General features: G+C 50.9%; 17 protein-coding genes. 4 read left to right on the forward strand and 13 right to left on the reverse strand.

What is annotated here, in order from left to right:
* The first annotated feature begins 105 nt into the window (after positions 1-105).
* Positions 106-1836, forward strand: coding sequence for an acyl-CoA dehydrogenase family protein (locus tag EJL04_RS09610; protein ID WP_125104791.1), 1731 nt, complete (start codon positions 106-108; stop codon positions 1834-1836).
* Between the two features lie 478 nt (positions 1837-2314).
* Here EJL04_RS09610 and EJL04_RS09615 read toward each other — a convergent pair whose 3' ends face one another.
* The 9 genes from EJL04_RS09615 to EJL04_RS16370 form a co-directional block, all read right to left on the reverse strand.
* Positions 2315-3289, reverse strand: coding sequence for an IS3 family transposase (locus tag EJL04_RS09615; RefSeq protein WP_241209979.1), 975 nt, complete (start codon positions 3287-3289; stop codon positions 2315-2317).
* A 35-nt stretch (positions 3290-3324) separates the two neighbouring features.
* Positions 3325-3699: a transposase gene (locus tag EJL04_RS09620; RefSeq protein ID WP_125103787.1), complete on the reverse strand. Its 375-nt coding sequence runs from the start codon at positions 3697-3699 to the stop codon at positions 3325-3327.
* Positions 3700-3965: 266 nt separating this feature from the next.
* A complete protein-coding gene (locus EJL04_RS09625; protein WP_125104792.1) occupies positions 3966-4502 on the reverse strand; it encodes a hypothetical protein in 537 nt (178 codons plus the stop codon).
* A 495-nt stretch (positions 4503-4997) separates the two neighbouring features.
* The gene (locus EJL04_RS09630; protein WP_125104793.1) at positions 4998-5936 is read right to left on the reverse strand and encodes a HipA domain-containing protein; all 939 of its coding nucleotides are present in this window, start codon (positions 5934-5936) and stop codon (positions 4998-5000) included.
* Between the two features lie 97 nt (positions 5937-6033).
* On the reverse strand, positions 6034-6378 hold the full coding sequence (locus tag EJL04_RS09635) for a HipA N-terminal domain-containing protein (protein ID WP_021855682.1): 345 nt from the start codon (positions 6376-6378) through the stop codon (positions 6034-6036).
* An 89-nt stretch (positions 6379-6467) separates the two neighbouring features.
* Positions 6468-6689, reverse strand: coding sequence for a helix-turn-helix transcriptional regulator (locus EJL04_RS09640; RefSeq protein WP_021855683.1), 222 nt, complete (start codon positions 6687-6689; stop codon positions 6468-6470).
* Between the two features lie 198 nt (positions 6690-6887).
* Complete coding sequence (gene dacB, locus EJL04_RS09645) at positions 6888-8183, reverse strand: D-alanyl-D-alanine carboxypeptidase/D-alanyl-D-alanine endopeptidase (RefSeq protein ID WP_125104794.1); 1296 nt, start codon at positions 8181-8183, stop codon at positions 6888-6890.
* Positions 8167-8595, reverse strand: coding sequence for a PH domain-containing protein (locus tag EJL04_RS09650; RefSeq protein WP_125104795.1), 429 nt, complete (start codon positions 8593-8595; stop codon positions 8167-8169). The genes dacB and EJL04_RS09650 overlap by 17 nt, the downstream gene beginning before the upstream one ends.
* Before the next feature lie 15 nt (positions 8596-8610).
* Positions 8611-8760 carry a hypothetical protein gene (locus tag EJL04_RS16370; RefSeq protein ID WP_164511747.1) on the reverse strand — a complete coding sequence of 50 codons (150 nt, stop codon included), beginning with the start codon at positions 8758-8760 and terminating at the stop codon, positions 8611-8613.
* A gap of 137 nt (positions 8761-8897) precedes the next feature.
* On the opposite strand from EJL04_RS16370, the gene nadB reads away from it, so the two are divergent.
* Together nadB and EJL04_RS09660 are read left to right on the forward strand one after the other, a co-directional pair.
* Complete coding sequence (gene nadB, locus EJL04_RS09655) at positions 8898-10493, forward strand: L-aspartate oxidase (RefSeq protein ID WP_021855687.1); 1596 nt, start codon at positions 8898-8900, stop codon at positions 10491-10493.
* A 753-nt stretch (positions 10494-11246) separates the two neighbouring features.
* Positions 11247-11789 (forward strand): TlpA family protein disulfide reductase, encoded by a 543-nt coding sequence (locus EJL04_RS09660; RefSeq protein ID WP_021855688.1) that lies wholly within the window; start codon positions 11247-11249, stop codon positions 11787-11789.
* Here EJL04_RS09660 and EJL04_RS09665 read toward each other — a convergent pair.
* The 4 genes from EJL04_RS09665 to EJL04_RS09680 form a co-directional block, all read right to left on the reverse strand.
* Positions 11776-13287, reverse strand: coding sequence for an alkaline phosphatase family protein (locus EJL04_RS09665; protein ID WP_125104796.1), 1512 nt, complete (start codon positions 13285-13287; stop codon positions 11776-11778). The two genes, EJL04_RS09660 and EJL04_RS09665, sit on opposite strands and share 14 nt — an antisense overlap.
* Before the next feature lie 143 nt (positions 13288-13430).
* A complete protein-coding gene (buk, locus tag EJL04_RS09670; RefSeq protein ID WP_053397949.1) occupies positions 13431-14501 on the reverse strand; it encodes a butyrate kinase in 1071 nt (356 codons plus the stop codon).
* Between the two features lie 103 nt (positions 14502-14604).
* On the reverse strand, positions 14605-15519 hold the full coding sequence (locus EJL04_RS09675; RefSeq protein ID WP_125104797.1) for a phosphate acyltransferase: 915 nt from the start codon (positions 15517-15519) through the stop codon (positions 14605-14607).
* Between the two features lie 661 nt (positions 15520-16180).
* Positions 16181-16654 carry an Lrp/AsnC family transcriptional regulator gene (locus tag EJL04_RS09680; RefSeq protein WP_021855694.1) on the reverse strand — a complete coding sequence of 158 codons (474 nt, stop codon included), beginning with the start codon at positions 16652-16654 and terminating at the stop codon, positions 16181-16183.
* A gap of 184 nt (positions 16655-16838) precedes the next feature.
* Here EJL04_RS09680 and EJL04_RS09685 point away from each other — a divergent pair, with 184 nt between their 5' ends.
* On the forward strand, positions 16839-18131 hold the full coding sequence (locus tag EJL04_RS09685) for an O-acetylhomoserine aminocarboxypropyltransferase/cysteine synthase family protein (protein ID WP_125104798.1): 1293 nt from the start codon (positions 16839-16841) through the stop codon (positions 18129-18131).
* The last annotated feature ends 85 nt before the right edge of the window (positions 18132-18216 follow it).

The following is an 18216-nucleotide window of genomic DNA, read 5'->3' on the forward strand; positions in this document are numbered from 1 at the left end:
TACGCATCGCGACAGCCGGCGCACGGCGGCAGACACAAGGCAAGGCCCTGACACGACGCCAGCCGTAACACAGCTCCCATTTATCTCATAAAAAGAATAACAACAATGGCAAACTATTATACAGACCATCCTGAGTTTGAGTTTCACCTCAACCATCCTTTAATGAAAAGGATTGTCGAACTGAAGGAACGCAACTTCGCCGACAAGGATGAATATGCAGACGCACCTGTTGACTATCAGGACGCTTTGGAGAATTATAAAAGAGTGCTTGAGATTACAGGCGACATTGCAGCCAACGTGCTCGAGCCCAACAGTGAGGAAGTAGACCTCGAGGGTCCGCACCTCGTTGACGGACGCATGCACTACGCATCGAAGACCTACGAGAACCTTGACGTTACACGCAAGGCAGGACTCTGGGGCATATCAATGCCTCGCCGTTACGGCGGCCTCAACATGCCGGTAACTCCCTACTCTATGGCTTCTGAGATTGTTGCCGCAGCCGACGCCGGCTTCCAGAACATATGGAGCCTTCAAGACTGTATAGAGACTCTCTATGAGTTTGGCAACGAGGAGCAGCGCCAGAAGTATATTCCGCGTGTCTGTGCCGGCGAGACAATGAGTATGGACCTCACCGAGCCCGACGCAGGTTCCGACCTGCAGCGCGTAATGCTCAAGGCAACATACAGCGAGGAAGAAGGCTGCTGGCTGCTCAACGGCGTAAAGCGCTTCATCACCAACGGCGACTCTGACATCCACCTCGTTCTGGCAAGAAGCGAAGCCGGCACACACGACGGCCGCGGACTGTCAATGTTTATCTATGACAAGCGTCAGGGCGGCGTAACAGTGCGCCACATTGAGAACAAGCTGGGTATCCACGGCTCACCTACCTGCGAGCTTGTATACAAGAACGCCAAGGCTGAGCTTTGCGGAAACACACGCATGGGTCTTATCAAATATGTAATGGCACTTATGAACGGCGCACGTCTGGGCATCGCAGCACAGAGCGTGGGCGTAAGCCAGGCTGCATACAACGAGGCTCTTGCATACGCCAAGGAGCGCAAGCAGTTTGACAAGGCCATCATTAACTTCCCGGCCGTATACGACATGCTGGCACGCATGAAGGCAAAACTCGATGCCGGACGCAGCATTCTGTATCAGACAGCACGCTACGTTGACCTCTACAAGGCTCTCGAAGACATCTCGAAGGAGCGCAAACTCACACCTGAGGAGCGCCAGGAGATGAAGACCTACACACGTCTGGCAGACGCATTCACACCGCTGGCAAAGGGTATGAACTCTGAATATGTAAACCAGAACGCCTACGACGCAATACAGGTTCACGGCGGTTCGGGCTTCATCATGGAGTATAAGAGCCAGCGCCTCTACCGCGACGCACGTATCTTCTCTATCTACGAGGGTACGACACAGCTGCAGGTGGTTGCCGCTATACGCTACATCACCAACGGAACTTACCTCTCTATCATCAAGGAGATGCTGGCTGAAGAGGTTGCCGAAGAGCTGAAGCCGCTGCAGGTACGCGTTGCCAAGATGACAGAACTCTATGAGCAGGCCGTAAACTATGTAAAGGAGGCCGGCAACCAGGAGGTTCAGGACTTCCTTGCACGCCGTCTGTACGAGATGACCGGCGACATAATCATGTCACTGCTCATACTGAGCGACGCCACACGTGCTCCTCACCTCTTCACAAAGAGCGCCAACGTATATGTACGCCATGCTGAGGCTGAGGTGATCGGCCACTCTGCTTATGTAAAGAGCTTCATCGAGGAAGACTTGGTAAACTTCCGCGCAGTTGAGGAGAAAGCCGCAGAGGAATAAACAATGAACAAACGAAAAGACATGAAGACGGTCTCGGCAAAGATATCTGAAAGTCTTTTTATTTGATACGTTACTACGCGTAACAACAACAGCCAGGCACATACGGAACCGGTTTCCGCTATGTGCCTGGCTTCGTTTTTACCATATTCCGTTATCTTCCATATAACAATCTGACCGACTTATGCTGCCGCTCGCTGCCAGGCAGAATGACAGAAAAACTTTTTCTTAAAAAACTCGTCACTCGTCACAACCGGCCTTAACATGCAGAATATCAGCAAGATGCAGTGTGACGAGTTGAATTGTCAACTCATCACAACTCGTCACATGACGCTTTTTCATGTCCTTTCCTAAAATTGGTTGACTTCTAACAAGCCATTCCCTGATTAAAGTTGACTCTGGTTAAACTTATAACTGTTATTGGTTGACTCTACTTTTAATTACTGATTAAAGTTGACTTTTACCGGGACAGAATCCCTGTTCATGGTGTCCTTGGAGGGCGTAGCCCGGAAAGGACACCATGAACAGAAGGCAAAGATAGTCCATCTTCTCCAATATCGGAGCATTCCTGTCTGTTTTTTATGGCCTTTGTCCTAAAACTGCTCCAACGCTTAGATATCTCACCCTGACATGAAGCAGCCTGTGCCGGTGTCATCATGTTGATGCTCATGTGCGGCCTTTCGTTGTTGTAGAAGTCCACGGCCGTTGCCACGGCTTCCCTGACCTGGCCGATGTCGGTGAACCTCATACCCTTAAGGAGTTCGTTCTTTATGGTACCATTAATACGCTCTGCCTGTGCATTGTCCTTCGGATCCCCGGTCTCCGTCATACTGATACTTATACCATTTTTATTAAGCAGCCTGACATATTCGGAACTTGCGTATTGTACGCCGCGGTCTGAATGATGTATAAGGCTGATGCCGTCCATGCCCTTCAGCCTTCCCAAAGCCATGCACAGTGCTTCAATGGGATAAGCCGTCTCAAGCGTCGGACCGACACAGTATCCTACAATCTCTTCTGTATATGCATCAAGTACAATTGAAAGGTAGCAGAAACGGTAGTGTATGTCGTCTGTCCAAATAATTATGTACGTTATGTCACTGACCCATAGCTGGTTAGGTCTGAGGGGCAACATTTCCTTTATAAGATTGGGATATGTCGGAAGACCGTGCCTTGAGTCAGTGGTACGTGGACGGCGCAACCTTTTACGGAGAATCATGCCGTTACATGACATTATTTCTATAAAACGGTCACGGCCGACGGGACTGTTGCCGCTGAAATCACGCCGGTACATGTGCCAGAGCTTCAATGCGCCTATTCCGGGGTCTATACGGCGCACCTTGCGGATATACTCAATCACAAAGGCATCACGGGCGGCCCTCATCATTGACTTTGACTCATCATACTTGTAATAGGCCTGCTTGCTTACGCCAAACAGCGCACAAAGATGTCTCACCCTGTATCGGACAGGGTTCTTCGTGTGCAGGAATGTTACTGTTTGGCGCCAGATTTTTTTCTTATGCTGATGCCTAACTCGGATTCGGCCACATTTATCATCTCGTCATAAGCCTCGGCCTTTATCTCGGCCTTGGTCAGTTCGGACTTAAGACGGAGTATCTCGGCCTGAAGGGCCTCTATGTCTGACGGGAGGCTGACTGAGTCACGAACATGCTTCTCTCTTAGTGTCTTTTTCTTTGTCATAAAATCGACATAATACAATTCAGGTGCAAATTTAGCACACCAGCGGCGAACTGTAGCCTCTGATACGGGAATTATTTTTGATATTCCCAAAAAACTTACACCTGAAGAGCGAAGATCTATCACTTTTTGAAGATATTGACCCTTTTGTGATTTATTTTTCCTCATAATTATTTTATTTATGAGTCAACTTTTTTCAGGGTAAGACATCACCCCCAAAACCGGCCATCATAATTCAGCATTGTTGCGGTATGTTTCCGGCAGAAACAGCTGATTATGACACGAAAGGCGGACGGCAAGACGATAACGGAAAAGACTAGAACGGCTTAGAGCATATATGTGTCTGTAGGATAAATCAAATTCGGGCAATGAACGGTTGACGGTTAAACGAGCTGCACCATTCCACGGAGGATTCAGACACGTCCACATGACGCTCATTTCCACACCTGCCATCCGTCTACAAGACTGAACAGACGGCCGAGCGACTTGCTGTATGCCGCCGGATAATGCAGCGCATAGACAAACCATACATTGTCGCCCTTGACATATTTTGCATAATAACGGAATCCGTCGATGAGCATCCCGTCCTCATAAAGCGGCGACGACACCACAAAGCTGTTGCCCCTGCGGCGGCATGAGTCGGCCTTCATGGCAGAGGCTATCGAGTCCATATACTCCTTGAAGCCGCGCTCCTTTCTGTCGTAGACCACGTAGCACTCTATCGTAAGCTGCCAAAAATCGAAGCGCGAGCATCCGAAATAGCGGCCGGTGGTGTCGTTGTTCTTTACGAATATGTCGGGATAACGTGCCACGAAGCCAAAGTCGCGGTCTTTATATTCTGCAAGCGGCGCCACGTTGAGCCGCTCCATGAGCCGCCGTTCCATGTCGGGCATATCGTCCTTGCGGTCAAGGGCGTCTATGCCGAAAGCCAAAGCCGCGAGCAAGATGGCAAAAACAAGTATCTTTCGCATAATGCTTAAATCTGAACTATCCGGGTTGTTACATTGCGCAAGCATGCTGCCGCTGCTGCCGGACATTCAGTCAGCATGCCGAAGGTACACATTCCGACGGCTGCGCGGCAGCAGTCTGGCGCAAGCTGTGGCAACTATGCAAAAGTAACGATTTGGCTTTTTTGCAGTGAAAAAACTTGCTGACATTTGTCTGACATTTCACGGATAACGCCCCGAAATGAATGTCAGACAGCAAAGACCGGGAACACCCGCTTTGCAAAAGGCCATCTTTCGGCATGCAAAAGGGCACCTTTTACAAGCTAAAAGGCCGTCTTTCGGAAGGTGAAATACGGCCTTTTGTAACGTGCTGAATATGTGTATGTTACGAAAGCCATAAGCAACGGCGATATGATGCGGCGAGAGCATCATGCAGGCAGGGCTGCATCCGCCCACCTGCCAAGGCTAACCGGCGATATGCCTCTGCCTCAGCAGCTACCTGCAAGCCCTGGACGCATACTATTTCAGCATTATTATGCGGCGCAGGATGAGCGTCTTATACTGATGCTTCATGTCTTCCGGCAGGAACGACATGTCGATAAGCTCAAACCACTTAGGCAACACGCGGCTGAACTTGCGCGCCATGTTCTCTATCACCTTCTCCTCAATGCCCGACGAAGCTATCGACTTTATGAAGTCGGCCTTGCGCAGCTTGCGCTTCTTTCCGTTGAGCGTCAGAGCCAGTTCCTCGGTGTCCTCGGGCATTACGAGGGCCGTTGAGAGCATGTCGTAAGCCGGAGTTAGCGTATACGAGCCGTCCATGGCGTTGTAAAGCGAGAAGTTTTTCAGGTGCATGTCGGCGTTGCCCGTTATCCATGAGAAGACAACAACCTCCCAGAAGTTTACCACATCGAGCTTCGGCGTGGCCGAATATTTCCTTATCGCCTTGGCTATCTGCTCGTAAGAACCTTTATATTTATACTCGGTAAGCCTCTCCGTCAGCTGGCACATATCCTCCATCGGTATCTTGTGCCCGTCGGCCGTGCGGTCTATTCGCCTTGTTATGTAGCACAGTTCGCCGTCGCTGAAGCGTATAAGGCTATGCGGAACGACGGTTATCTTGGCTGCCTCGGCCAGATGCATCGTCAGGTCTTCAAGCTCGGGCAGCGCGCGGTATGTGGTGGTCTGAGGCTTCAGGATGAAGCGTCCCCACAGGCCAACGATGGTAAAGCGGTCGGGCTCGTTCCTGCCTCCGCGGTCGATGTCGAGCGAGAGCTTTGCCTGCACACCCGTAAGCGTAGTCTGACTGCGCACCACCTGACGCGCAAGGTCGCCCAGCTGCGCCCTGACATAAGGCAATGAAGGCGCATTGCGCGTGCCGAAAAACTTGCGGGCACAAGCCGGATGAAAGTCGGTCTGCCCCTCCTTCAACTCCTTGTAACAATAAAGACACCTCATGGTTAATTCATAATTATTAGTTCATAATTCATAATTGGATAAACAAAAGAACACCGAGAAAGAGGATTTAAATTTTTAATTTTTACCTTTTAATTTTTCATTCTTCCCGTTCTTCCTCCTTGTCGTCCTGTTCCGGCACCACGCTCACAGCCCCTATGCAGTCCTTGCAGCAGGCAAGAAGCAGAGACATGCGGTCGCGCTGGTTTATCTTCCAGCTCTTCTCGGCAATGTTGAGGAGCCATCCCTCAGGAATAAGTCCGTCGAAAAACGGAAACAGCACGGTGTCGTGATAAGGCTTGTCGGTAAGGGGCAGCGTAAGGCTGACGGCCTCCGCCCCGTCGGAAGCAAGAAAGTCGGGGTCGTACAAGAACGTAAATCCGTTCTCGTCTTCAGTGAGTCGCCCTGCCAAACGGTCGTAAAGATATACTATCGCTGTTTTCATAGGCACAAGGTTTTAGTCTGTAAGGAATAAAAAACACGGAGACAAACACGCCATACGGCCATGCCCCGCATAACGGCACACGGCACAGCCTACTCATGTTCGCGCCCGGAGCGTATCTCCACGGCACCCACCTGTCGGCCAAAAAGGCTCAGCACCTGGTTCACTTTGTCCATGCGCAAGGTCTGCTTGCCCTGCTCCAGCTCACGGACAAAGCGCAGACCAACGCCCGACTTGTCGGCCAGGTCTACCTGAGTGAGGTTAAACTTCTTTCGCATTTCTTTAACAAAATCTGCTATCAGTCTGTCGTCCATTTTATACCCGTTTGGGTACAAATATACAAAAGAAATATAACAATTATACCTTTTAGGGTATAATTTTATTAATTTTATTTCATATTACACCCTATCGGGTATAAACATAAGTAATATTACCAAACTTTTTATTAAATAAAATTAGGCATAAAAACTAAAAAAGGCAGGCTAGCCATGACGGACTAGCCTGCCTTATGGTCAAGGACGGCACAGCGCCTCGCACACGCGGTCTTGAAAACGTCGGCCCGAAGACGAGTGTCTTATGCCCATGTTGATTATCGAGAAGCACAGCACATGGCCGTTGGCAGCCGTGCAATAGCCCGCAAGGGCACTCACGCCGGTAACGGTTCCGGTCTTGGCATGCACGTTGCCGCGAGCATATCCGCGCTGCATGCGGTCGTCGAGCGTTCCGTCAACGCCGGCCACTGGCATGAGTTCGCGCAGCGGCTCATATATCTTTTTATGCTTATAGGCATATTTCAGGAATGCCACCTCAAGCTCGGGCGACACATAATTATACAGAGACAGGCCGCTGCCGTCGGCAATGTAATACTTTGAAGGCTTAAAGCCGAGCTGCTGAATCAGCCGGTTCATAACCTGGCGGCCCTGCTTAGCCGTGGCAGGAGCATAAGAACCGGAAGACGCTGCCAGATGATAGAACACCGATTCGGAATAAAGATTGTCGCTCTTTTTCATCATGCGGATCATCACGTCGCCAATAGCCCGCTCAACGGTGCATATCCTGCGGGCGTTGCCGGGCGTGCGGCATGAGCGCACGCTGCCGTCTACGACGATGCCTGCCCTGTCAAGCTTCTTTCTGAACGACTCAACGAATTCGTCCTTTCGCGATACTAGCAGCGGCGAGAGCACGGGGTTGTCGTCGTCCCAGCACCATCCCTCGCCGAGGCGGTCGTCGTCTTTCATGGAGAAATCGGCACAGATGTCGCCTGCAATAGTGTCGATGCCAAGACTCTTCAGGCTGTCTACGAAGTCGTTGAGGTCGGACGTTGTGAACGCAGGGTCAAAGTCGCCCTTGCAATAAATATCACCCCTGAGCACACAGCTGTCTATCGTACCTGAATAAGAAAGCGTGGTCTTATACTTATAGCCATAGCCCAGCCTGTCGAGCGCGGCCACAGCCACCATCATCTTCAGCGAGCTTGCCGGACGCATAAGCTGCCGCGCGTTGTGGCAGAATATAGCCGAGTCGGCCGTAAGGTCGTACACCATAATGCCCACAGTCGACGTCTCGAACATGTCGTTCTCAAGAAGCGAGCCTATCCTTGCCTTTACATTTGCCGGCCATGGCAGGTCTTCTTCAGATATAACGGTGTCGGCGTCGGCCGTGTCTTCGTCATTAACGGCGTATGCCGCCATGCTTCCGCGCCCGCTTGCCGCGCCTGCCATGCCCGTAACAGACACCATGGCAACCAGTATCAAGGCAAAAAACAGCTTTATTGCAGATTCTGTATTTCTGTTATTCTTTATCTTCATCTTCATTAATGTTTAAGCTTATGCGCTCCTGCCGGTCTCTCACCTCGCGCATGAAGGCCTCCTCATTGACCGGCTGCACAGTGGTTTCGTGCCCTGCGCCATACTCTATAAGGATGTATCTCACGCCAAGCAGACCGGGTCTGACCACCCTCATGCGGATAATCTCGTTGACGGGGACAGACAGGCTGCGCGAAAAGCGGCCGCGACTGATTATCAGCCGTCCGTCGGACGTGAGCACATAGACCGTATGTATTATCCTCTCTATCATCAGGACGACGACACCCATAAGCAAAAAGCCCACAAGGGCATTGACGGCAGAGCGGTGCCATAGAGAATAGATGGCTGCCCCTGCAACTATAGCTATGCACGTGTAATTGAGCCACGACGCACGATAATGGAAAGAACGGTTCACTGAAACACTGTTTTTTTAATATTTGCCGTATGGCAGAATGCCCTTGCCGGTCTTACGGCACGAAAGCAGCGCAGCGGCAGACAACACGTCTGCGGGCGACAAAAGCGCGCCGACGAAGCCGGCAGACAGGCCACACGGACCACCAACATCTATTTTTTTGACCATGCAAAGGTAGCTATTTTATCATTAAAAGTGGCATTTTGATGTTTTAAAGTAACCTTATATATGTCAAAAATAGAAATCAGGCACACTCAATTTCAAAAATTCTTATTACTTTTGCAAATGTTTTATAATATATCTTTATGGTATTCAAATACGACTTTTTGATTATCGGCGCAGGAGTTGCCGGTATGAGCTATGCCCTTAAAATTGCAAGAGCACACAAAGGCAAGATATGTATTATTTGCAAAACTACACTTGACGAGGCAAACACAGCGTTTGCCCAAGGCGGCGTAGCGTCAGTAACCAACCTCAAGGTGGACAACTTTGAAAAGCACATTGAGGACACAATGATTGCGGGTGACTACATAAGCGACCGCAAGGCTGTGGAGCAAGTTGTAAGAAACGCGCCGGCGCAAATAGCAGAACTCGTCAAATGGGGAGTGAACTTCGACAAGAAAGAGAACGGAGAGTTTGACCTTCACCGCGAGGGAGGACACTCTGAGTTCCGTATCCTTCACCATGCCGACGACACGGGAGCCGAGATACAGAGAGGCCTGATGGAGGCTGTGAGAAACACGCCGGAGATAGAAATAAAGGAAAATCACTTTGCGGTAGAGATTATAACGCAACACCATATGGGCATCGAGGTGACAAGACGCACACCTGACATTGAGTGCTACGGTGCCTACGTGCTGAATCCTGACACAGAGAAGGTGGACACTTACCTGAGCAAGGTTACGCTTATGTGTACGGGAGGATGCGGAGCCGTGTACCAGTCGACCACCAACCCGATTATATCTACGGGCGACGGCGAGGCCATGGTATACCGCGCAAAGGGAACAGTGCAGGACATGGAGTTCGTGCAGTTCCACCCGACAGCGCTCTATCATCCCGGAGAGACTCATCCGGCATACCTCATCACCGAGGCAATGCGCGGCTACGGAGGCATACTGAGGCTGCCTAACGGCGAGTCGTTCATGGAGAAATACGACAAGCGACTGTCGCTTGCGCCACGCGACATCGTTGCACGCGCTATAGACAAGGAGATGAAGATTCACGGACTTGACCACGTATGCCTTGACGTTACGCACAAGGACGCCGAGGAAACCAAGCACCACTTCCCCAACATCTATCAGAAGTGTCTGTCGATAGGCATAGACATCACAAAAGACTATATACCCGTAAGACCTGCAGCCCACTATATGTGCGGAGGCATCAAGGTTGACCTCAACGGCGAATCGAGCATACACCGCCTGTATGCCATAGGCGAATGTTCATGCACCGGACTGCACGGAGGCAACCGCCTGGCAAGCAACTCGCTGATTGAGGCCGTTGTATATGCCGACGCTGCGGCACGCCACTGCCTCGAGCATGTTGACGAATACAGCTTCAACACGCAGATTCCTGAATGGAACGACGAGGGAACGATGACCAACGAGGAGAAGGTTCTCATAACACAGAGCGTAAAGGAGGTTGGCCAGACCATGAGCAACTACGTGGGCATAGTAAGAAGTAACCTGCGACTGAAGCGCGCATGGGACCGCCTCGACCTGCTGTATGAGGAGACCGAAGCCCTATTTAAGCGCGTAAAGGCAAGCCGCGACATCTGCGAGCTGCGCAACATGATCAACGTGGGCTACCTAATTACGCGTCAGGCAATAGAGCGCAAGGAGTGCCGCGGACTTCACTACACGATAGACTATCCGCTCCACGCCTACGACAACAAGAAAGACTGACAAGCCGAGGGCTTTGCTGCCAGCGCGAGGAAAGATGCCCAAACGCCGGACGCACGCCTGAAACTGATGATAAAACAGACAAGAGTCTGCCGCCCTTAACTCACGGACGGCAGACTTTTTTTGTGCCTTTTCGCATGGCAGGCAAGTCGGATAATTATGTACGGAGTTTTCTGTAATCTGGAGAATAAACTTTAAACGGATGTTAATTTAGTACCGACTAAAGTCCCATTTCATTAACTTACGTTCACAAAATCGGCATAAAATAGCCAACAAATCATCAGTTTTGCACACTGAAAGCAATGAGTTTGTGCCATGATTTGTGCCGTTTTGCATCATGAAAGCTATGCTTTTGGCATACAAAAGGCCATGTTTTGCATTCTCAAGCCATACGCATAATCGTACATTTAAGCATAACCGCCTGATAGGCAAGACGTTACATAGAACATAAAAAAATGGAGTTTTTCATCCGAAACCATGCTTTTGCCAAGAGCATGGGCACTCTGAGAGCGTCAAAATCAAAAAGTTTTCTGTTTGCAATGCCACAAAACACGACAAGCGGAACCAGCCCTGAGAGGCTGAGGCGCATACGGCCAGGCACAGAAAAAGCGTCAGACAGCATTAAGTTGTAAGCCCTGCGGCTTGCAGAAGTGACATAAATATCTTATTTTTGCAGACAGAGACACATGTTAAACCTTGCGGCAGGCTACGGCACACACCAACAGGCCGGCCGGCAAAAACAAAAGACACGGCAACATGAACAACACTTTGATAATCAAGCTGACTGCATTTCTGACGGCACTGCTATGCATGGCTTCATGCACGGTAGGCGGAGACGACGACAACGAATACGGAAAAGGAATGCTGGAAGAAGGCACCATTGCCCCCGACTTCATGATATACACCGACAGCCGGCCCGAGGGCTTCGCGCTCAGCTCGCTGCGCGGACAGTATGTTCTGATAGAGTTTTGGGCGTCGTGGTGTCCCGACTGCCAGAAAGAAACCGAAAACATGAAGCAGATGTATGCCACTTATGCTCCGCAGGGCGTGGTGTTTGTTGGCGTTTCGTTCGACACCGACAGAGACCAGTGGCAGCAGTATATCAGCGAGAACGGCCTTAGCTGGATTCAGTTCAGCGAATTAAAGCCGTGGAAAGAGAGTTCTATTTCCACGGCTTATAACGTCAGGTGGATTCCCACCTTATATCTTATCGACAAAGACGGCCGCGTGGTGCTTGGCACGGTCAGCGTGGCCGAGATGAGCAGCAGGCTCGCCGCCCTTGGTCTTAGCGGTCAGTAACGGCTGTAACAGGACTGCCGATGCTGCCGTTAGGAATCTGTATGTCTATCATGGCGCACACCGTAGGCACGATGTCTGTCATCCACACTCTTTCGTGAGTCTCGCCCGGCTCTACGTGCCATCCCATCAGCAGGAACGGAATGTGCGCGTCGTAGGGGTTCCATGTGCCGTGAGTTGTTCCGCCGTCAATCTTCTCTCCATACACATCATAGTTGGCCGGCTGCACTATCAGCTGTATGTCGCCGCTGCGCATGCGGTTGTATCCGTTGATAATCTTCTCGCGGATAAGTGCAGGAACCGTTGCATCCGGCACGTGCTCAAGGTCAACCACATAAGCAAACATCGGGTCTTTCTTCAGCCACTCAATGGCAGCCTTCTTCACGTCGTCAAGACTTACCGCCATAGCCTCAACGGCTTCATGGTTGATAAACACCTTGTAGCTGTCTATGCAGCGCACCAGACTGGTCTTTGAGCCGAACTTGTTCATGAGATACGCGTCAAGTTCCTTCTCAACCTTCGGCACCACAAAGCCGTCGGCAGGAATGCCGTGTTCGCGCGACAGCAGTATGCTGTTGGCAGCTCCGTGGTCGGCCATGAGGAACACGAGATACTGGTCCTTGCCCACATTCTGGTCGAGATAGCCGAACAGGTCGGCCAGACGCTTGTCGAGGTCAACATAAATCTCACGAGTCTTGTCGCTGTGAGTGCCATACTTGTGGCCTATCATGTCTGTGCAAGAGAAGCTTACGGTAAGCAGATCGGTTACATTGTCGCCGCCGAGCTGCTCTCCTGCCACGGCAGCCTTGGCCATTTCCTCAGTTATCTTGTTGCCGAGCGGCGTGTAGCATATCTGGTCTTTCGTCACCTTGCCGATGCTCTTGTTATAGTCAACGGCCCACTTCGGCAGTTCTTTCATATAGTAGGTGCTGCTTATGAAGGTGCCTGTTGAATAGTCAATCCAATAAGCTCCGTCGGCAGCATGTCCTGCAGGGAGTATTGCGGCGCGGTCTTTGAGCGACACACCGATGACTTTTGCCTTAAAGTCGGTGGCTATTTTAAGCTCGTCGCCGATGGTGGTGGTGAGCATGTTGCGGGGCGACATCTTGCCCTCAGCCGACTTGCTGCCCACTGTGCTGACGGTTGAGTCGGAGCAGCAGTACACCATCTTGCCGTTCAGCAGGAAGTTGTTGCCTGCTATTCCGTGTATGGCAGGCACGGTGCCGGTGTATATCGACGCATGACCAACTGCCGTTATCGAGGGCACATAGTTGATCATCGTGTTCTCACAACTGAAGCCCTCGTTCATAAGACGCCTGAATCCGCCTTCGCCAAACATGTCGTAATAACGGTAAAGATAGTCCCAGCGCATCTGGTCAACAACAATTCCCACAACGAGTTTCGGCCTGTCGGCTCCCGCAGCCAACGCTCTGGCGCTGCCAAAGGCCGTGAACATCAACACCGCCGCAACGGCATTAGCAAGTAAAGAAAATCTTTTCATCTTTTGTGTATATTAATTACAGTTTGTTCAGGGTGCTAAATTAACAACACCGGTTTACACGAATGTTTCACCGGTGCTACAATTAAGCTACGCAGCACCACACAAAGTGCGGTGCTGCGTATATGCTAATAAGTAAAATTCTGTTACAGATCCTCGCCCGTGTACTCGAGCAGCGGCAGCGTTCCCCTGAGTGCTCCGAGGGCGTTGTAGGCAAGAGAGCCCATCTCGTCCTCGCCCGGACAGATAACCACAGGAGCTATATATTCTACCTGTGCCTTAAGTCTGTCGGTGCAATAAGTGTCGTAGGCAATACCGCCGGTAAAGATTATGGCGTCTACCTTTCCTACAAGGGCCACATGCATGGCGCCTATCTGCTTGGCGATGGTGTAGAGCATGGCGTCTACAACTTTCTTGGCGTGCTCGTCGCCTTCTTCCACATTGCGCGAGATTGTTATCATGTCGTTGGTGCCGAGATAAGCCGTGAGACCTCCGCGGCCGCTTATCATCTGCTTGATCTGCTTCTGTGTGTATTCTCCGCTGAAGCACATCGCAACGAGCTGGCCTGCCGGAAGCGTGCCCGCACGCTCTGTTGAGAAAGGTCCTTCGCCGTCGAGGGCGTTGTTTACGTCGATTACCTTGCCCTTGCGGTGCGCACCAATAGATATTCCTCCGCCAAGATGCACGACGATGAGGTTAAGGTCTTCATACTTGCGGCCTATCGAAGCGGCGTATCTTCTCGCAACAGCCTTCTGGTTGAGGGCGTGGAACACCGACTTGCGCTCCATGCCGGGAATGCCCGTGAAGCGTGCTTCGGGACAAAGCTCGTCGACAACCACCGGGTCGGCTATATATGCCGGACAAGAGCAGCGCACGGCAATCTCGTCTGCAATAAGCGCTCCGAGGTTGCAGGCATGCTCCATCTGGGCATGTATGAGGTCGTGCTTCATCTTGTCGTTGACGGCATAAACGCCTCCCTTAAGAGGCTTCAGCAGTCCGCCGCGTCCGATAACGGCGTCGAACTTCAGCTCGATGCCGGCCTCCTCTAGACACTTGAGGATGAAATCACGACGATATTCGTATTGGTCACTGATATGATGGAATGCGGCAAGCTCGCTCACCGGATGGTGTGCACCGGTCATCCATACAGACTTTTCGTCTTCATAAACAGCAAGTTTAGTTGACGTAGAGCCAGGGTTTATTACAAAAATTTTCATTCAAGACAAATTGTATAAATGATAAGTTAAAGAACAATTATCTATGGCATGGCCGCCAGAGGCAGCCACGCTCACATGGAAATGTTTTTGCCCTGAGGGCGCGTCAGCCAAGTATGCCTGTGCAGGCAAGAGCCAGACTGTAATATTTTGACTCGCACGAGTCGGCACGTGAAGCAACAACAACGGGCACTGTTGTACCGCAGAGTATGCCTGCCGTCTCGGCTTTTGCAAACAATGTGATTGTCTTATAGAAGACGTTGCCCGACTCGATATTGGGGAATATCAGCACGTCGGCATTGCCCACAACGGGCGAAGTTATGCCCTTGATGCTGCCGCTGTCGGCATCGCATGCCGTCTTGACATCCATCGGACCTCCCAGACACACGTCGCCGTACTCGCCTGCCTCTGCACGCTTCTTCAGTTCTTCGTAGCAGATTGTGTGAGGGAACTTCTCGTTCACCTTCTCTGTGCAGTTGATAAGAGCCACGTTAGGACGGCTTACGCCCATGTGGCGGCTTGCGCTGACGGTGTAACGCAGTATGGCGTCAAACTGATCGAGAGTAGGACGCGGAACCACTGCTGCGTCTGAGAACACGATAAGCTTGCGGTAGCTCGGTATCTGGGCAATAGTTATATGGCTCAATACTCTGCCAGGCTCAAGCAGTCCGTGCTCTTTATTAAGAATGGCGCGTAAAAGGTTATCGGTGTTGAGCGTGCCCTTCATGAGCACGGCAGCCTGACCCTCCCTGACAAGATCCACAGCCTTATAGGCCGCATCGTCGGGAGTAGGCTCCAAATACACCTTTACATGTCCCTCATACATCGAACGGAGACGCTCGAACTCGGGTTTACACTCACCAGCACACACCAACAAGAAGTCGGCAATTCCTTCCTTAAGACATCGTCCTACTACATATTCAGTGTGAGAGTCGGCCGGGCAGACTACTGCCACACGCTTTCTGTTAGTAACAGAACACTGACGGCTGACAATGTCGTCAAAATTTTGTATTGATTCCATAGCGAATAAGATTTGAGTATATAGACTGATTTTGCGGGCATGAACAGACTCACGGACTGTCATTAACTGCACAAATCGCCTTGTTTTGTGCAAAGATAGTGTTTCAACGGCAAACTTCAAAATAATTAGAGCAATAATAATGCGTTTTAAAGAATTTTAGACCAATCAATACGAAAAATGCGGTGTTTTATATCACAACGGCACTAAAACACACAGCCAACAGGTGTATATCATGGCTTATATTTACAATAAGCTCGAAGATTAGCACTTTATTACACAAAACGTTAGTTACGAATTGAAAGCAGAACCATCTAAACGGCTGTCCCGACAGGCAGAAAAGCACCCGACAGACACGCCCGGAGAGGCACGGGCAGATGAAAACCGTAAGTAAAACACCTGTATTTGCTTGTATCTATCACAAAAATCCTACAAATAGTTCTATAATCAAAAGAAAACAACAAGCATTTGGTTATAAACTAAAAGCTATCCTTTCAGGATGCAAAAGGGCATCTTTCACACTGCGAAAGGTCACCTTTTAAAAGGCAAAAGCATAGCAACCGAACGGCATGCGCCCCACCCTGACGGCACGACGCACGCAAACAAAACGGCACAATAGTACTGCAAGGCGCCGGGATGCTTACAGACTGTAAGATGCAGGACGCTAAATGAGCGACAGACCATAGTCGTGCTTTATCTCGTCCATGACAAAGACGCTCTCGATAGACGACAGATAGTCGAGGCGGCCAAGCACATTGAGTATGAAATCCCTGTAACTCTTCATGTCGGTAACGTTCACCTTGAGCAGATAGTCGTATCCGCCGGAGATGTTGTAGCACTCAGTAACCTGCGTCAGCGACCTGACCACGCCGGCAAACATGGCTGCCACATCGCTGTTGAGGCGCGTCAGCTTTACCTTGCAGAACACCACGAAGCCGCGGTTGAGCTTGTCGGCGTTGAGCACGGCCACATATTTCATTATATAGCCTTCGCGCTCAAGACGCTTAAGGCGCTCGAACACCGGTGTGGACGAAAGACTGACGCGCGACGCCAGTTCGCGTGTTGTGAGCCTGGCGTTATCCTGCAGTGCCTGCAATATCTGAAGGTCTACCTTGTCGAGTTTGTCTGTTGCTGCCATAGAATATTTTTCTTTTTAGATGCCGAAAGCGGCATTTGCCAATATTATTTTTCTAAATACAAAGGCAAATATAGTGATATTTTCTAAATTACGGACACATATTGGCAGAATAATCCATACTTTATAACTTTGCAGGACGAAAACAACATTAAGGATAACGTATAACCCTAACAAGACAAACGACATGAGCAAGAATGACGGAAAACTTAGATTTGAGACGCTGCAGCTGCATGCCGGACAGGAACATGCCGACGCTGCCACGGGAGCAAGGGCCGTGCCCATATATCAGACGGCGGCATACGTGTTTGACAACGCTGCCGACGCCGAGGCGCGCTTCAGTCTGAAACAGCAGGGCAACATATACAGCCGGCTGACCAACCCCACGCAGGAGGCGCTCGAGACACGCATGGCAGCGCTCGAAGGCGGCGTGGGCGCACTGGCAGTGGCATCGGGGGCGGCGGCCATAACGTATGCCATAATGAACCTGGCAAGGCAGGGCGACCACATCGTGGCGGAGAAAAACATATACGGGGGAACATATAATCTGCTTGCGCACACGCTGACTGACTATGGCATAAGCGTAACCTTTGCAGACATATACGACCTCGACGCCATTGAAAGCGCCATAAGAGACAACACCAAGGCTGTGATTATAGAGACGCTGGGCAACCCCAACTCTGACGTGGCGGACATAAGGGCCATAGCCGACATTGCCCACAGGCACAGTCTGCCGCTGATTGTGGACAACACCTTCGGCACACCTTATATAATAAGACCGATAGAGCACGGCGCCGACATCGTGGTGCACTCGGCCACGAAGTTCATCGGCGGGCACGGCACTTCGTTAGGAGGAGTGATTGTAGACGGCGGAAACTTTGACTGGAATGCCGGACAAAAGTTTGAACAGCTTACAAGTCCTGATGCCGGATACCACGGTCTGGTGTTCACCGAGGCAGCCGGACGGGCGGCATACATAACACGCATAAGGGCAACGCTGCTGCGCGACACGGGGGCAGCCATAAGTCCGTTTAACGCCTTCATGCTGCTGCAGGGTCTGGAGACGCTGTCGCTGCGCGTTGAAAGGCACATCGAGAACACGCTGAAGATAGTAAATTTCCTCGACGGCCACAGCAAGGTTGTAAGCGTGAGCCACCCCTCGCTGCCGTCGCACAAGGGGCATGACATCTACAAAAAATACTACGACAGAGGCGCAGGCTCTATCTTCACGTTCAACATCAAGGGCGGCAAGCAGGAGGCTTTCAGGTTTATAGACAGCCTCAAGATATTCTCTCTGCTGGCAAACGTGGCCGACGCAAAGTCGCTCGTGATACATCCTGCCAGCACAACTCACTCTCAGCTCACGCCCGAAGAGCAGATGAGCCAGGGCATTGGGCCAAACACGATACGTCTGTCGGTAGGCATAGAGAATGCCGACGACCTTATAGACGACCTGAGTCAGGCTCTCGACAGCATTTAACCCCAATCCGTCATTAGGCCGCACATAGCTTTATCAATTTTGTGTATTCATGCTTTCAGCCCGCCTTTTTGTTTCTATTGGCGTC

The organism is Prevotella marseillensis (assembly GCF_900625065.1).
In the GTDB taxonomy this organism is placed as follows: Bacteria; Bacteroidota; Bacteroidia; order Bacteroidales; family Bacteroidaceae; genus Prevotella; species Prevotella rara.

What these genes read in the sequence shown, in the direction of transcription:
- EJL04_RS09660 (WP_021855688.1), top strand. Translation starts at nt 11,247, where the DNA reads ATGAACAACACTTTGATAATCAAGCTGACTGCATTTCTGACGGCACTG.
- EJL04_RS09610 (WP_125104791.1), top strand. Translation starts at nt 106, where the DNA reads ATGGCAAACTATTATACAGACCATCCTGAGTTTGAGTTTCACCTCAAC.
- EJL04_RS09640 (WP_021855683.1), bottom strand. Translation starts at nt 6,689, where the DNA reads ATGGACGACAGACTGATAGCAGATTTTGTTAAAGAAATGCGAAAGAAG.
- EJL04_RS09680 (WP_021855694.1), bottom strand. Translation starts at nt 16,654, where the DNA reads ATGGCAGCAACAGACAAACTCGACAAGGTAGACCTTCAGATATTGCAG.
- EJL04_RS09630 (WP_125104793.1), bottom strand. Translation starts at nt 5,936, where the DNA reads ATGAGGTGTCTTTATTGTTACAAGGAGTTGAAGGAGGGGCAGACCGAC.
- EJL04_RS16370 (WP_164511747.1), bottom strand. Translation starts at nt 8,760, where the DNA reads ATGGTCAAAAAAATAGATGTTGGTGGTCCGTGTGGCCTGTCTGCCGGC.
- EJL04_RS09665 (WP_125104796.1), bottom strand. Translation starts at nt 13,287, where the DNA reads ATGAAAAGATTTTCTTTACTTGCTAATGCCGTTGCGGCGGTGTTGATG.
- EJL04_RS09635 (WP_021855682.1), bottom strand. Translation starts at nt 6,378, where the DNA reads ATGAAAACAGCGATAGTATATCTTTACGACCGTTTGGCAGGGCGACTC.
- EJL04_RS09675 (WP_125104797.1), bottom strand. Translation starts at nt 15,519, where the DNA reads ATGGAATCAATACAAAATTTTGACGACATTGTCAGCCGTCAGTGTTCT.
- EJL04_RS09620 (WP_125103787.1), bottom strand. Translation starts at nt 3,699, where the DNA reads ATGAGGAAAAATAAATCACAAAAGGGTCAATATCTTCAAAAAGTGATA.
- buk (WP_053397949.1), bottom strand. Translation starts at nt 14,501, where the DNA reads ATGAAAATTTTTGTAATAAACCCTGGCTCTACGTCAACTAAACTTGCT.
- nadB (WP_021855687.1), top strand. Translation starts at nt 8,898, where the DNA reads ATGGTATTCAAATACGACTTTTTGATTATCGGCGCAGGAGTTGCCGGT.
- EJL04_RS09685 (WP_125104798.1), top strand. Translation starts at nt 16,839, where the DNA reads ATGAGCAAGAATGACGGAAAACTTAGATTTGAGACGCTGCAGCTGCAT.
- dacB (WP_125104794.1), bottom strand. Translation starts at nt 8,183, where the DNA reads ATGAAGATAAAGAATAACAGAAATACAGAATCTGCAATAAAGCTGTTT.
- EJL04_RS09625 (WP_125104792.1), bottom strand. Translation starts at nt 4,502, where the DNA reads ATGCGAAAGATACTTGTTTTTGCCATCTTGCTCGCGGCTTTGGCTTTC.